This is a genomic window from Nocardia sp. NPDC051321 (genome assembly GCF_044455225.1).
In the GTDB taxonomy this organism is placed as follows: Bacteria; Actinomycetota; Actinomycetes; order Mycobacteriales; family Mycobacteriaceae; genus Nocardia.
In genome coordinates, this window is the sequence record NZ_JBITEM010000024.1 from 86647 (window position 1) to 100732 (window position 14086).

13 protein-coding genes, 1 pseudogene and 1 riboswitch are annotated in these 14086 nt (G+C 66.8%); of the genes and pseudogenes, 7 read left to right on the forward strand and 7 right to left on the reverse strand.

Going from position 1 to position 14086, the window contains the following annotated elements; genetic code table 11:
- Positions 1-6: 6 nt before the first annotated feature.
- Positions 7-1701, reverse strand: coding sequence for a GMC oxidoreductase (locus tag ACIA8C_RS40510; protein WP_397144357.1), 1695 nt, complete (start codon positions 1699-1701; stop codon positions 7-9).
- 165 nt (positions 1702-1866) lie between these two features.
- Here ACIA8C_RS40510 and ACIA8C_RS40515 point away from each other — a divergent pair, with 165 nt between their 5' ends.
- The 7 genes from ACIA8C_RS40515 (at position 1867) to gcvP (ending at position 9344) form a co-directional block, all read left to right on the forward strand.
- Positions 1867-2505 (forward strand): CDP-alcohol phosphatidyltransferase family protein, encoded by a 639-nt coding sequence (locus tag ACIA8C_RS40515; RefSeq protein ID WP_397144359.1) that lies wholly within the window; start codon positions 1867-1869, stop codon positions 2503-2505.
- 80 nt (positions 2506-2585) lie between these two features.
- Positions 2586-2984 carry a glycine cleavage system protein GcvH gene (gcvH, locus tag ACIA8C_RS40520; RefSeq protein ID WP_364738409.1) on the forward strand — a complete coding sequence of 133 codons (399 nt, stop codon included), beginning with the start codon at positions 2586-2588 and terminating at the stop codon, positions 2982-2984.
- Between the two features lie 168 nt (positions 2985-3152).
- Positions 3153-3638, forward strand: a complete 486-nt coding sequence (locus ACIA8C_RS40525) for an FHA domain-containing protein (RefSeq protein WP_040734653.1) — start codon at positions 3153-3155, stop codon at positions 3636-3638.
- 112 nt (positions 3639-3750) lie between these two features.
- Positions 3751-4545, forward strand: coding sequence for a MerR family transcriptional regulator (locus tag ACIA8C_RS40530; protein ID WP_397144361.1), 795 nt, complete (start codon positions 3751-3753; stop codon positions 4543-4545).
- Between the two features lie 185 nt (positions 4546-4730).
- Positions 4731-5204 carry a bifunctional nuclease family protein gene (locus tag ACIA8C_RS40535; RefSeq protein WP_069160942.1) on the forward strand — a complete coding sequence of 158 codons (474 nt, stop codon included), beginning with the start codon at positions 4731-4733 and terminating at the stop codon, positions 5202-5204.
- 206 nt (positions 5205-5410) lie between these two features.
- Positions 5411-6004, forward strand: a complete 594-nt coding sequence (locus ACIA8C_RS40540) for a MerR family transcriptional regulator (protein ID WP_397144363.1) — start codon at positions 5411-5413, stop codon at positions 6002-6004.
- A gap of 267 nt (positions 6005-6271) precedes the next feature.
- A riboswitch (glycine riboswitch) is annotated at positions 6272-6371 on the forward strand.
- Positions 6372-6521: 150 nt separating this feature from the next.
- A complete protein-coding gene (gene gcvP, locus ACIA8C_RS40545; protein ID WP_397144365.1) occupies positions 6522-9344 on the forward strand; it encodes an aminomethyl-transferring glycine dehydrogenase in 2823 nt (940 codons plus the stop codon).
- 206 nt (positions 9345-9550) lie between these two features.
- On the opposite strand, the gene ACIA8C_RS40550 is transcribed toward gcvP, so the two are convergent.
- The 6 genes and pseudogenes from ACIA8C_RS40550 to ACIA8C_RS40575 form a co-directional block, all read right to left on the reverse strand.
- Positions 9551-11218, reverse strand: a complete 1668-nt coding sequence (locus ACIA8C_RS40550) for a VWA domain-containing protein (protein ID WP_397144367.1) — start codon at positions 11216-11218, stop codon at positions 9551-9553.
- A gap of 110 nt (positions 11219-11328) precedes the next feature.
- Positions 11329-11604, reverse strand: coding sequence for a WhiB family transcriptional regulator (locus tag ACIA8C_RS40555; protein ID WP_397144369.1), 276 nt, complete (start codon positions 11602-11604; stop codon positions 11329-11331).
- 25 nt (positions 11605-11629) lie between these two features.
- Positions 11630-12175, reverse strand: coding sequence for an HNH endonuclease (locus ACIA8C_RS40560; protein ID WP_397144371.1), 546 nt, complete (start codon positions 12173-12175; stop codon positions 11630-11632).
- 48 nt (positions 12176-12223) lie between these two features.
- The gene (locus tag ACIA8C_RS40565; protein ID WP_397144373.1) at positions 12224-12349 is read right to left on the reverse strand and encodes a hypothetical protein; all 126 of its coding nucleotides are present in this window, start codon (positions 12347-12349) and stop codon (positions 12224-12226) included.
- A gap of 98 nt (positions 12350-12447) precedes the next feature.
- Positions 12448-12887: pseudogene (locus ACIA8C_RS40570) on the reverse strand (DM13 domain-containing protein).
- A gap of 177 nt (positions 12888-13064) precedes the next feature.
- Complete coding sequence (locus ACIA8C_RS40575; protein WP_397144375.1) at positions 13065-13859, reverse strand: acyl-CoA dehydrogenase; 795 nt, start codon at positions 13857-13859, stop codon at positions 13065-13067.
- Between the last annotated feature and the right edge of the window lie 227 nt (positions 13860-14086).

Consider the following 14086-nt stretch of genomic DNA (forward strand, 5'->3'; position numbering starts at 1 on the left):
GGTGACTCAGTTCGCGGGCACCGGCGGATCCACCGGACTGATCGGCAAGCGCAGCGCACCGGGCGCGGCGGCGGGCACCGTCGGCTGTTTAGGCACCACGGGTTCGATGCGCAGGTACGCGGCGCCGAGCTCCGGACGCGGGTCGGCCTCGTTCTTGTTGGGCCAGAACGCCATTGCCCGCTCCGCCTGCGCGGTGATGGTGAGCGACGGATTGACGCCGAGGTTGGCGGTCACCGCCGATCCGTCCGCCACGTGCAGCCCCGGATGGCCGAACACCCGCTGATACGGGTCGACCACACCGGTTTCCGGGGTTTCACCGATGACACAGCCGCCGATGTAGTGCGCGGTCGCCGGAATGTTGAACACGTCCATCACCAGCCCGTGCGTATCGCCGCGCACCTTGTCGCCGAAGCGGCGCCCGATGTCGTGCGCCATCGGGATCCAGGTCGGGTTCGGCTCGCCGGTGCCCTGTTTCGTCTTGAGCAGCCCGCGCCTGCGGAACGAGGTGAGCGAATTGTCCAGCGACTGCATGACCAGCAGGATCACCGACTTCTCCGACGCGTGCCTGGCATTGAGGCTGCGCAGGAACACCAACGGATGCAGCACCATCGCCAGCAAGAAGCGCAGGAACCGGAACGCGCCACCGTCCACGATCGGCACCGACATCGGGAACAGCGCGTTCTGTCCCTTGCCGTAGTGGCATACCTCGATGTGGGTGTCCTCGGCCGGATGGATCGAGGAGGTGATCGCGATGCCCTCGGCGAAGTCGCGGCGCGCGCGGCTCACCACATTGAGGATCGCCTCGGAGTTACTGCGGGTGAGCTCGCCGAGCCGCGGCGAAAGCTGCGGCAGCACCGCGTCGTCGCGCATCTTGTGCAGCAGCTTCTGGGTGCCGAGCGCGGCACCGGCGAACACCACCTGCTCGGCGGTGAAGGTCTTGCGCTGCTTGCGGATCCACCGATCCGAGCGCTGCGTCTCGACCGCGTAGCCGCCGTCCGGCAGCGGTCGCACCACTGTCGCGGTGGTCAGCGGGTGCACCTCGGCACCCGCCTGCTCGGCGAGGTAGAGGTAGTTCGTGGTGGTGGTGTTCTTGGCGTTGTTGGGGCAGCCGGTGAAACACCGCGCGCAGTGCACGCAACCGCGCCTGCGCGGGCCGACGCCACCGAAGTAGGGGTCGTCGACCTCGGTGCCAGGATCGCTCTCGTTGAAGAACACCCCGACATTGGTGGGATGGAAGGTGTCGGCGACGCCGAGGTCGTCGGCGATCTCGCGGATCACCTCGTCGGCCGGGGTCATCCGCGGGTTCGGCGCGACGCCGAGCATCCGCTGCGCCTGGTCGTAATACGGCGCCAGCTCGGCCCGCCAATCGGTGATGTGCGCCCACTGCTTGTCGGTGTAGAAGTTCGCCAGTGGCTCATAGAGGGTGTTGCCGTAGATGAGCGAGCCGCCGCCGACGCCGGCACCGGAGAACACCGCGCACTTGCCGAGCAGGCTGATCCGTTGTGGCCCGGTCAAACCGAGTCGTGGCGCCCAAATCGACTTACGCACATTCCAATTGGAGCTCGGGATGTCGTCGGCATGCCATCGCCTGCCCGCCTCGAGCACGCCGACTCGATATCCCTTCTCGGTCAACCGGAGCGCGCTCACGCTGCCGCCGAATCCGGAACCGATCACCACCACGTCGTAGTCGAATGCGGGCATGACTTCCTCTCGCTCACCGGACGTTCACCGTACCGACAGATGAGATAATTTCCTACTCATTCTGTCACCGCCGGTCTGTGGTGCAAACCATCCTTACACGTGGATATCGGGAAAACCGGCGTGCCCGGATGGCGTCGACCGGGGTCGGTGCGGTAAGCACGGGGCGTGACAACCGAATCGGGCACTACGGAACCGGGGGAGCGCGCCGACACCGGCGGCGTCTTCGACGACCGCATCCTCACCGTCCCGAATGTCCTGAGTTTCGTGCGCCTGCTGGGTGTTCCACTGTTCCTGTGGCTGCTGCTTGTCGAGCACGCCGACGGCTGGGCGTTTGTGCTGGCGTTCGCCAGCGGCCTGACCGATTTCCTGGACGGCAAGCTGGCCCGCCTGCTCGATCAGTCCTCGCGCCTCGGCGCCCTGCTCGACCCGTTCGTGGACCGGCTGTACCTGGTGACGACGCTGGTGGCGTTCGTGATCCGCGGCCTGATCCCGTGGTGGGTCGCGGTACTGCTCGTCGGCCGCGATCTGGTCCTCACCCTCACGCTTTCGGTCTACAAGCGGCGCGATCTGCCGCCGCCCGAGGTCATCTATCTGGGCAAGGCGGCGACCTTCGCGTTGATGTCCGCGTTCGTCTGGCTGCTGGCCGGGGAGATGGATTGGGCGCTCGGCGGTTTCGGACGGGCGTTCGGCGGGGCATTACTGGTCTGGGGCACTGCGGTGTATGTATGGACCGGCTTGCTCTACACCGGTAAGGCGATCGCCATCGCTCGCTCGATACCGGCTGTGCCACACCGGACGACCTGACCGGCGGTCGAGTCGAACATTGTCGCAACCCTCGCATAGAGTTGCGCGCACACGATCACAACGGAAAGGACGGACGGCCTGTGACCCAGACCCCCGAAGATCTGCGCTACACCGAAGAGCACGAGTGGGTGCAGCGGATCGGCCCGACCCGGGTTCGGGTGGGCATCACCGACTACGCCCAGTCCCAACTCGGTGACGTGGTGTTCGTGCAGCTGCCCGAAACGGATAAGGACGTCGCCGTCGGAGACAGCATCGCGGAGGTCGAGTCGACCAAGAGCGTGTCCGACATCTACGCGCCGATCGCGGCGAAAGTTGTTGCGGTGAACGAGGTTCTGGTGCAGGAGCCGGAGACGTTGAACACCGATCCGTACAGTGACGGATGGCTGTTCGAACTCGAGGTCGCGGACGCCGCCGGCCTCGACAAGACCCTTGATGAACTGTTGGATGCGGCAGGTTATCAAGGAGTTATCGGAGGCTGAATCAGCCTTCCCGGTTCTACCTGCACGGGCACGCCCTGGCAGGGTACGGTCAATGCCAACAGATGCGCCGACAGTCATTGTCGGAAATCTAGGGACTCGACGGCAGGTCGTGGTGCCACAGGTATCACCTGCTTGCATGGATAATCAGGTTCGAGGAGGAGAGAAACGGTGAGCGAGAACAAAGACCCGGGTTACGGGGAGACCGCGGCCGAGACGACGTCGGTCTTCCGCGCGGATTTCCTGAACGAGGTCGACGCGTCGCGCTCCGGAGAGCCGACCGGCGAACAGCCGGTCCAAGGGGTCGAGGGTCTGCCCGTTGGTGCGGCCCTCCTGGTCGTCAAGCGCGGTCCGAACGCGGGCTCGCGGTTCCTGCTGGATCAGCCGACTACGTCGGCGGGCCGCCACCCCGACAGTGACATCTTTCTCGACGACGTCACCGTCAGCCGTCGGCATGCCGAGTTCCGTCAGGACGACGATTCGTTCCAGGTTGTCGATGTCGGCAGCCTGAACGGCACCTATGTGAATCGGGAGCCGGTGGACTCCTCGGAACTCCAGAACGGCGACGAGGTACAGATCGGTAAGTTCCGTCTCGTGTTCCTCACCGGACCGCGGGCCCAGGTCAACGAGCCATCTGCGGGTGCAGGGAGCCTATGAGCACGCGGCGCTGGGTTCTTTCTCGACATGAAGGGCTCGGAGTCATGAAGGAGCTCTGGATGTCGAGGGGCTTGGCGCTGTGACCGGCGCGGCGCAGTGGGCACGCGGAGGCATGTCGATCGGCTCCGTGCTCGACCTGCTGCGCCCGGATTTTCCGGACGTCACCATCTCGAAGATCCGCTTCCTCGAAGCGGAGGGCCTCATTCGGCCGGAGCGCACGCCCTCGGGCTACCGCAGGTTCTCCATCGCCGATTGTGAACGGCTTCGGTTCGTGCTGACCGCGCAACGCGATCAGTACCTGCCGCTGAAGGTGATCAAGGAACAACTCGAAGCGATCGACAGCGGTGCGGCGACGCTCGGCGTGCGGGAAGCCCGCGCCCGGGCGCACTCCGGCCGTGCGGATGCCTCGGAGTCGGCGGTCGCCGACTCCGAGCACCCGGCCGCGTCTGGCGGGAACCGGAACGGCGCAACGGTGCCGAGGAGGCTCGGCGTGGTGCCAAGCGAGATTTCCCCCGACGATCTGCGGTTCGACCACGAAATCCGGCTCACCCGCGCGGATCTGCTCGCGCAGGCCGAGATCGACGAGGCCTTCCTCAACGATCTGATCCGGGCCAACCTGATCACCCCCGGCGCCGCCGGATTTTTCGACGGCGACGCCGTGACGCTGGCCAAGACCGCCAAGGCGATGGCCGAATTCGGTTTGGAGGCACGGCATTTGCGTGCGTTCAAGCTGGCCGCCGATCGCGAGGCCGCGCTCGTCGCGCAGATCGCCGCCCCGATCGCGAAGAGCCGCGACGCCGGTGCGCGCGCCAGGGCAGAGGAAACGGTGCGCGAACTCGCGGCGCTGTCGCTGACGTTGCACACCTGCCTGGTGAAGTCGGCGGTACGGACGTCGCTGGGCGGCTGAACATCCCGTTGAACCGCTGACACGGGATCCGTGGCATGTTTCGGTCATCCAACACGCCGATTTCGGCTGTGCACACGGGCCGCTGCACTCGCGCGGGTTCGCCTAGACTCGTGGTACGGCGAGCTCTGCGGTGGTCGTGCCGGGCGGCCGGCGAGCGGCTGGTGTGAGTAATGGGAGGCAGTGCGATGAGTGAAATGCGTGTGATCGGCATTCGTGTCGAGCAGCCACAGAATCAGCCCGTGCTGTTGCTCCGTGAGGTTTCGGGGGATCGGTACCTACCAATCTGGATCGGGCAGGCCGAGGCGACCGCGATCGTGCTGGAGCAGGAGGGGGTGACCCCGATTCGCCCGCTGACCCACGATCTGATCAAGATCCTGATCACCGAACTCGGGCACACCCTCAAGGAAGTGCGCATCGTCGATCTGCAGGAGGGCACCTTCTACGCGGATCTGGTATTCGAGAACGATCTGCACATCTCGGCGCGGCCGTCCGATTCGGTAGCGATCGCGTTGCGGGTGGGTTGCCCGATCTACGCCGAGGAGCCGGTGCTCGAGGAAGCCGGGCTGGTGATGCCGGACGAGCGCGAGGACGAGGTGGAGAAGTTCAAGGAATTCTTGGAGTCGGTCTCACCCGACGACTTCAAGGCCACGGATAGCTGAACAGGATCTTTCCGGCAATCCGGCGTTTTCGCGGGATGACCGGGGGATCAGCCCTTAACCAGAGCTTGAGAGTTTAACCGCGCGTCGCGTTTGGCCTGACGATGGTGCTCCCTGGACAATCAAGGGGAGTAATCTCGATAGTTGGGCCACGTCCGTTTTGGCCAGGTCGTCAGCACAGCAGTGGTCGAAACGGAGCCGGGTCATCGATGAGGCTAGCCGTCGGCGAAGCAAGGGAGTGGTCAGTGGCAGAGGAATCGCAGGATGTAATGCAGCCAGGCCTGTTCCCGGACGACTCAGTTCCCGACGATCTGGTCGGCTACCGGGTTCCCAGTGCATGCCAGGTGGCCGGGATCACCTACCGGCAGCTCGACTACTGGGCGCGCACCGGATTGGTGGTGCCCTCCATCCGCAGCGCCGCGGGCTCGGGGAGCCAGCGGCTGTATTCGTTCAAGGACATCCTGGTCCTGAAAATCGTGAAGCGGCTGCTCGACGCGGGCATCTCGTTACAGAACATCCGGATCGCGGTTGACCATCTACGCAGCAGGGGAGTGCAGGATCTCGCCGGGATCACGCTGTTCTCCGACGGTACCTCGGTGTACGAGTGCACCTCGGCCGAGGAGGTAGTCGATTTACTGCAGGGCGGGCAGGGCGTTTTCGGTATCGCCATCAGCGGTGCCATGCACGAACTCACCGGCGCCATCGCCAATTTCCCCGCCGAACGCGCGTCCGCGGTGACGGAACGGCCGGAGGACGAGCTGTCCTACCGGCGTAAGGCGCGGATGAGCCGCAAGACCGGTTAAAAGTAGACAACTGACAGAACACCCCGCCTCCCCGACATGCTGAGGGTAGCGGGGTGTTGTGCTGTGTGGCATCTGGTTTTTCGGGTGCTTGGCCTGGGCTGGACCGCATGGTTTGGAACGTATCAAAGACATTGTGTTAAGTAGATATGCGCATCTATCTATTTTCCTGGACTGGAACCCGGCGAACCAGCGTGACCAGCGCGACACCCGCAAGGACGGGACCAGTGACACCTTCCGGCGTGTCGTCGGCTTAAACTGGTGGCGCGCCAACGCCGTGCGGGAGAGTCCCGGGTTCGACAGAGTCCGGGCGCCGAAGGAGCAGCACCTCCCCGTCAATCTCTCAGGCATCAGGGACCGTGCGGGCTTGGGCGCCTCTGGAAAGCGGTGGCTTCGGGCCGCCCGCCCATGGGGAAAGGGGCTCGACCTTCATTGCGGTCGCGCGCCCGAATCTCTCAGGCAACACGACAGAGGGGGAGGGCTGGTACCCGTCGACCACCCGTCGACCCGCCCGACCCACATGGGAGCTGCCGTGACTCGTTCATTCGCCGACCGCCATATCGGACCCGATCGGGGCGAAATCGCCCGGATCCTGGACGTCGTCGGCGTCGACTCGCTCGACGAGCTCGCCACGAAAGCCCTGCCCGCCACCATTATCGACGGGTCCGGACTGGCCGGATTGCCGCCTGCCGCAACCGAACACGAGGTGCTGGCCGAGCTCGCCGGGCTTGCCCACTCGAACACCGTGGCCACCTCGATGATCGGTCTCGGCTACTACGACACGCTGACCCCGCCGGTGCTGGTGCGCAACCTGCTGGAGAACCCGGCCTGGTACACCGCGTACACGCCGTACCAGCCGGAGATCAGCCAGGGCAGGCTCGAGGCGCTGCTCAACTTCCAGACCATGGTGTCGGAGCTGACCGGCATGGACGTGGCCAACGCGTCCATGCTCGACGAGGCCACCGCGGCCGCCGAGGCGATGACGCTGCTGCAGCGGGCCAGCCGGTCCAAGTCGGCGCGGCTGGTGATCGACACCGACCTGTTCCCGCAGACCAAGACCGTGCTGACCACTCGGGCGTATCCACTCGGGATCGAACTGGTGCCCGCGGATCTGTCCGCCGGTGAGCTGCCCGAAGGTGAATTTTTCGGTGTGCTCGTGCAGACGCCCGGTGCCTCCGGCCGCGTAGTGGACTGGACTTCGCTGATCAGCGCGGCGCACGAGCGTGGCGCATTGGTCGCGGTGGGCGCGGACCTGCTTGCGCTGACGCTCATCGCTTCCCCCGGCGACCAGGGCGCGGACGTGTGCTTCGGTACCACCCAGCGTTTCGGTGTTCCGCTGGGGTTCGGCGGCCCGCACGCCGGGTATCTGGCAGTGCGCACGGCGTATGCCAGGCAGCTGCCGGGCAGGCTGGTCGGGGTGTCGGTGGACGCGGACGGCGATGTCGCCTACCGGCTGGCGCTGCAGACTCGTGAGCAGCACATCCGCCGGGAGAGGGCCACCTCCAACATCTGTACCGCGCAGGTGCTGCTCGCCATCGTCGCGGCGATGTACGCGAGCTACCACGGTGCCGACGGCCTGCGCGAGATCGCTCGCCGCGTGCATCGGCATGCCGCCGCGATCGCCGCCGGTCTCGATGGTGCGGTCGTGCACGATACGTTCTTCGACACCGTGCTGGCGCACGTGCCCGGCGGTGCGGAAGCCGTTGTCGCGAAGGCGAAGTCGCGGGGGATCAATCTGCGCCTGGTCGACGCCGATCACGTCGGTATCGCGTGCGACGAGGCGACGACCGAGTCGCACGTCGCGGCCGTGCTCGAATCCTTCGGCACCGCACTGTCTTCGGAGCAGTCCGCACCGGCGCCCGCCGTCGCGATCGAGAACCGGACCTCGGAGTTCCTCGATCACCCGGCGTTCACCAAGTACCACACCGAAACCGCCATGTTGCGCTACCTGCGGTCGCTGTCGGACAAGGATATCGCGTTGGACCGCAGCATGATTCCGCTCGGCTCCTGCACCATGAAGCTCAACGCGACCGCCGAGATGGAGGCCATCACCTGGCCCGGCTTCGCCCGCGTGCACCCGTACGCGCCGGTCGAGGACGCGCCGGGCCTGCTGCAGGTGATCCACGATCTGGAGCGGTGGCTGTCCGACATCACCGGCTACGACTCGGTGAGCCTGCAGCCGAACGCGGGCAGCCAGGGCGAGTACGCCGGCCTGCTGGCGATCCGGCGCTACCACCTGGATCGTGGTGACACACACCGGGATACCTGCCTGATCCCGTCCAGTGCGCACGGCACCAACGCGGCCTCGGCGGCGATGGCCGGGCTGCGCGTCGAGGTGGTCAAGTGCCGCGAGAACGGCGACGTCGACCTGGACGGCCTGCGTGCCAAGATCGCCGACCACGCGGACCGGCTGGCCTGCATCATGATCACCTACCCTTCCACGCACGGCGTCTACGAGCACGAGGTCGCCGAGCTGTGTGCGCTGGTGCACGACGCGGGTGGTCAGGTGTACGTCGACGGCGCGAACCTGAATGCCCTTGTCGGGCTTGCCCGTCCGGGTCGATTCGGCGGCGACGTCAGCCACCTGAACCTGCACAAGACCTTCTGCATCCCGCACGGCGGCGGCGGCCCGGGTGTGGGCCCGGTCGCGGTCCGTTCGCACCTGGCGCCCTACCTGCCGGGCGATCCGCTGGTGACCGACTCGCACGCGGTGTCTGCCGCCAACTACGGCTCCGCCTCGATCCTGCCGATCACCTGGGCCTACATCCGGATGATGGGCGCGGACGGCCTGCGCGACGCCACGCTGACGGCCATCGCGTCGGCCAACTACATCGCGCGCAAGCTCGACGAGTACTTCCCGGTGCTCTACACCGGTGAGCACGGCATGGTCGCGCACGAGTGCATCCTGGATCTGCGGGAGATCACCAAGCGGACCGGTGTGACGGTCGACGATGTCGCGAAGCGGCTGGCGGACTACGGTTTCCACGCACCGACCATGAGCTTCCCGGTCGCTGGCACGCTGATGGTCGAGCCGACCGAGAGCGAAAACCTGGCCGAGCTGGACGATTTCATCGAGGCGATGATCGCGATCCGCAAGGAGATCGATCAGGTGGCGGCTGGCGTCTGGCCGGTTACCGACAACCCGCTGCGCGGCGCGCCGCACACCGCGGCCTGCCTGGTCGGTGAGTGGGACCACCCGTACACCCGCGAAACCGCCGTGTACCCACGGGGTCTCGGCCACGCCCGGGGGAAGGTCTGGCCGCCTGTCCGTCGCATCGATGGCGCGTACGGCGACCGCAACCTGGTCTGCTCTTGCCCCCCGCTGGACGCATACGCCGACTGACCGAAGGCGCCCTTCAGTAGCCGAGACCGACTGAAGGGCCTCGTCGGTCTACCGTCCACCCGGGAACCAGTCCCGACCGAAGGCGCCCTTCACCCTTTGAGACGGGGTGAAGGGCGCCTTCGGTCGGTTGGCGGCGCGCACGCTTTGTGGTCGTGCAGTCGGAATCGCACGCGAAACCTGGTGTGGGGATTAGAAGGCGTGCCGGGCTAGGGGGTGGTGAGGGACTGGACGACGGCGGAGCCGAAGGCGATGTCGTCGGAGGTGGCGAGGCGGGTGTAGGTGCCGCCGGTCTGTTCGGAGATGCTCTTCAGCGTCTGGGTGCCTTGGCCGCCGATCACAATGATGTCGACGCGGACGGGGTGGTCCTTGTCGATCGCGGCGGTCATGTCGCTGGCGAGTTTGGCGCCGGTGACCGTGGAGTCGTCCTCGGGTCCGTCGGTGATGAGCAGGACCGAATTCGTGCGGCCCGCGGTGTATCCGTTGACGGCGTTCTTGTATGCGGCGATCAGGGTCGGGTAGGCCTGATCGGAGCGCAGGTCGCTGGCCTTGACGCTCTCGAGCGCGTTGCCGAGTTTGGTGCGCTGATCGTTGGAGAGTGCGGCGGTGGCGGCCTGCACCTTGTAAGGCGTTGTGCCGTCGAGGTTCTTGCCGTAGGTCCAGAGGCCTAGGCCGAAGTCGGGCGGCATCACGGTCAGCGTGGAGCTCAGTGCGGCGAGGACATTCGCGAGCCGGGTCATCGAACCGTCGGAGGTCGCCATGGACGCCGAGACATCCACCAGGACAGTGGATTGCACGCCCAGCACCGGATGGGCCAGGGTGGCACGGACTTTGTCCAGTGCGGCTCGCGGCGGCGCCGGGGTGGCGGCGGGCGCGGTGGTGAAGCCCGCCGCGGTGAAGGCCTGCGCCTGCTCGGGGGCGCGCAGGTAGTCGGCGAAGAGGCCGCCGATCAGATTCTGGGTCTTGTCGACCCACGGTCCCGACATCAGCGCGGCCGGGTGGTCGGCGGTCGGCGCGGCACCCACTGGGTGGAATACGGTAAGTCCCGCTTGGCTTTTCGCCTGCTGCTCGGTGGTGGCGACGGCGTGCACGGCGGCGGACTGCGGTGTGCCCGCGATGATGCCGAAGGCCGCGGTGGTGTCGGCGGCCTCCGGTGCGTTGGCGGCGAGCCCGGAGATGGCGGAGACGGCTTGCCCGGAATTGGCGGCCTGCTCGCTGAGCGGTTCGGCGCCCGACACCGCGGAGCCGACCGCGACGGCGGCGGCCAGGGCGGAGTCGCCGGGCGGCAGTGCCATGCGCAGTCCACCCCAGCCGGACAGGCCGACGTCGTTGAGCGAACCTTGTTGCAGGCGTGGCAGATCCGCCCAGGTGGTCTTGGCTTGTTCCAGCGCGCCGCGCAATTCGTCCGGCACCGCGAGCACGATCGGGCTCGCCGCGATCGGTGCGGGTGTGCCTTCGATCAGTCCGGGCACGCGCATGGACTCGATGGAGCGCGTCGAATCGGGGATCCACAGTACCGGCTGCGGGCCGAGGTTCTGATCCCATGGTTTGCCGCTGGTGAACGCGGCGACGATCGCGGCCGACGGCTGCGCGGTCACCGCCACCTGCGCGCAATGGTCACGCACCTTCGGTTTGGTCGCGTTGTACCGGTCCGCCGCGCCGCGGACCTGCGCGGCGATGTCCGGGTCGGCGGTCACATAGAGCGTCGCGGGTCCGGATACGCATGCCGCCGCGGCGGCGCTGTCCTCGTCGGCCGCTCGGTCGCGTAGCTGAAACCACGCGACGACCCCGAGGACGAGCAGCACGATGGCCACCACTGCGATAACCGGACCTTTGCTGACGCCCCGGGTTTTGGTTCCGCTGCGATGAGTACCCACGCCGCACAGTGTATGTTCACCTGCGGTTTGCAGGCTTGGTGAGTCTTGCCTTCGGCGGCGAGCCGTAGCAAAGTCCGCCGCCGTGTCCGGGCGGGACACAGCGGCGGTGGTCACGGGCGGATGAGCTGCCCGCGGTCGAACTCGTGGCCGCCCCACACGCCGGACTGGCCGGTGCGGGCGGCGAATTCGCCGCAGGCCGCGCGGATCGGGCAGTCCGCGCAGACGCCGCGCGCGTAGGCGAAGTCCTGCGACGGGTACGGGAACCACGCCTCGTGATGCGGGTCACCCCGGCAGGCGGCCCGATGCCACTCTCGGGAGTCCGAGAGCGGGAGCAGCTCGGCCAGGGTCAGCTCCACGACCGCGGTGGTCTCGGTGCGAACGGTCATCGCGATCCTCTCCTTTCTCGGATGTTCAGGTGGCGGCGAGCTGCTTCCAGATCCGCCGCTGTTGCTTGGCCTGGTGGTCGGGGGCCTTGGGCTGCCAGAGCAACCGCATGCCCGCTTCCTCGGGGGTGCGGTCGGCCTTGGTCGTATTGCACGGGCCGCAGCAGGCGACGAGGTTGCTCCAGGTGTTCGGGCCGCCCCGGCTGCGCGGCCGAATGTGGTCGACGGTGCGGGCCCAGTCGGCGCAGTAGCCGCACCGGTGGCCGTCCCGGCGCAGCACACCGGCCAGGGTGGCCCGGCTCTCGTCGCGCACTCGCGTGGTGTGCTCGAGGTAGATGTAGCGCCGCAGCCGGATGGTTTCGGGCAGCAGTAGCTCGGAGTGCTGGGAGCGGATCGGGAAGTGCGGGGTGCGGTCGGCGATCGACTCCGCCGCGCCGGCCATGAGCAGCACGATGGCCCGGTCGGCGCTGATCTCGGTGAGGGCCTCGTAGGAGGCGTTCAGCACCAGCACTCCGGCGTGTATCCAGTTGTCGGCGGTTAGTGCCGCGGGGTTGGCGGCATGGCGGAATGTCATGGGAATCACCATGTTTCGGGAGAAGGCGAGCGAGGAGTCGAGGGGCGGTCAGCGACCGACGGGGAGGTGGCCGTCTTCGCGTCCGCCGCACAGCTGTCGATCGACCGCGGGTTTCCGGGTCGACAATCGTTGTGCCGCCTCGATGTTCGCCCGCATCGGGTTCTTGGGAATCATCGCCACCTCCTCCTTTCCTCGCGCTCGTGGATCACCGCTACCTGGTGATCATCGTCGAATCCCATGGTGACATAACCGACCTACTGCTGTCGGGTCATTTATTTCGTGGTCAGCTGGGCGGCGCCGAAGGAGACGTGGAAGTTGCCTTTGAGGCTGCCGAGGTCGACGTGCTCGGCGTCGTCGAAGACGAACCAGCCCGCTTTTCCTTCGACCACCTCGGCGTTTGTCAGCCATACATGCAGGTCGGGGCCGTCGGAGGTGTCTAGCCTTCGAGTCGGAGGACGCGGCTGCCGTCGGGGAGCCGCAGGATGCGTACGGTTCCGGAGGTGTCGTGCTCGTGCGAAACGAGGGTGCCTTGGGCGAGGGTGCGCGGTGCCGTGGGCGCACCAGGTGCGGTGGGTGCGGCCTCGTTGACGGTGGTGTTGGTGAACAGGCGCCACGGCTGGGCCAGCGCCGAGCCGACCCCGAGCCCGACGATCAGCAGGACGGCAAACGTCCAGGTGATGGGGGATCGGACGATCTTGCGTGCTGAAACCATGGTTTTCCTCCGGGCCGTTTATGCAATGCCTCGATTGAACACGGTCGAGGGCCTGTTTCCGGGTCTGGAACTGTGACAAAAAGCTGACGGATGTCGTAGGTTTCCGGAGCGAGCGTCGGTGGTGGGCGTGCTGCTTCCGCCGTCCCCGAAAGGGATTCGCCCGCACCGGGGCCGATATCAGCCGATCGGGTTGTGTCCGAGCAGAACTCGGCCGGTCAACCGGGTCTGTTTGGCGCGCGGCAGCGGGTGGAACAGGCAGCCGTGTATGTCGCGGTAGCGCATCTCCAGCTCGCAGGCACGCGAAAAGCCCAGCCCGCCAACGGTTTCGATGGACAGCCGGACGGTATCGATGAGCGCGTCGGCGGCCGCCGTCTTGCGGCTGAGGGTCTTGCTTGCGTGGCTGTCGGTGTTGTCGAAGTGCAGGTTGTCGGAGCCGGTGAACATGGCGTCGATCAGGTCGGTGGCGGTGGTGTGCGCGTTGACCATTTCGCCCGCGAGTTGGAAGGTCGGTGCGTCGGCGCGGTCGGCGACCAGGGCGGTGGCCAGGTCCACCGCACCGTCCGCGATGCCGAGGTAGGCCGCCATGACCAGCGGCATCGCCGCGCCCATCACGACATTCAGCACCGGCGGCCAGGTGTCGGCGCGGCGGATCAGCGAGACAGCGGCGTCGGGGACGAAGACATCCTCGAATAGCACGGTGTGCGATCCGCTCGCCCGCAATCCGAGTGTGTCCCAGGTTGTTTCGATGCGCACGCCGGGTGTGTTCACCGGGATGGCGCAGTGCAGGACGTGCGGGCCGTCGGGTGCGTCGTCCCAGCGAATGCTGGTGACCAGCACGGTGCCCGCCTCGACGCCGCTGGCCGGTGCCTTGCGCGCGTGCACCCGGTAGCCGCCGTCGACCTTCTCGGCCCTACCGCTGGAGCCGACCCAGTCGGCCGCACCGGTGCTGATCAGGATCGCCCCGTCGACCACCTTGCGGAACAGCGTGCGGTCGACGTTGCCATCACTTCCGACGTCAGCTCGCTGTACCTGGTTTGGCTCGGCAGATTGCCACTGGCACAAGCGCTTCGGACGGGACGGTTGAGCTTCACCGGGCCTTCCGCCCGGGACTGTACAAACAACGGTGTAACTCCGAAACAAGGAGTGGCACATGGACTCTGATGCGATAGTTGCCGAGGTTGCCGAGGTTGCCGATACTG

Excerpts from the sequence above, each read along its gene's own strand:
- ACIA8C_RS40560 (WP_397144371.1), bottom strand. The coding sequence starts at position 12,175 with ATGACATTCCGCCATGCCGCCAACCCCGCGGCACTAACCGCCGACAAC.
- ACIA8C_RS40510 (WP_397144357.1), bottom strand. The coding sequence starts at position 1,701 with ATGCCCGCATTCGACTACGACGTGGTGGTGATCGGTTCCGGATTCGGC.
- ACIA8C_RS40555 (WP_397144369.1), bottom strand. The coding sequence starts at position 11,604 with ATGACCGTTCGCACCGAGACCACCGCGGTCGTGGAGCTGACCCTGGCC.
- ACIA8C_RS40565 (WP_397144373.1), bottom strand. The coding sequence starts at position 12,349 with ATGATTCCCAAGAACCCGATGCGGGCGAACATCGAGGCGGCACAACGA.
- gcvP (WP_397144365.1), top strand. The coding sequence starts at position 6,522 with ATGGGAGCTGCCGTGACTCGTTCATTCGCCGACCGCCATATCGGACCC.
- ACIA8C_RS40535 (WP_069160942.1), top strand. The coding sequence starts at position 4,731 with ATGAGTGAAATGCGTGTGATCGGCATTCGTGTCGAGCAGCCACAGAAT.
- ACIA8C_RS40540 (WP_397144363.1), top strand. The coding sequence starts at position 5,411 with ATGAGGCTAGCCGTCGGCGAAGCAAGGGAGTGGTCAGTGGCAGAGGAA.
- ACIA8C_RS40530 (WP_397144361.1), top strand. The coding sequence starts at position 3,751 with ATGTCGATCGGCTCCGTGCTCGACCTGCTGCGCCCGGATTTTCCGGAC.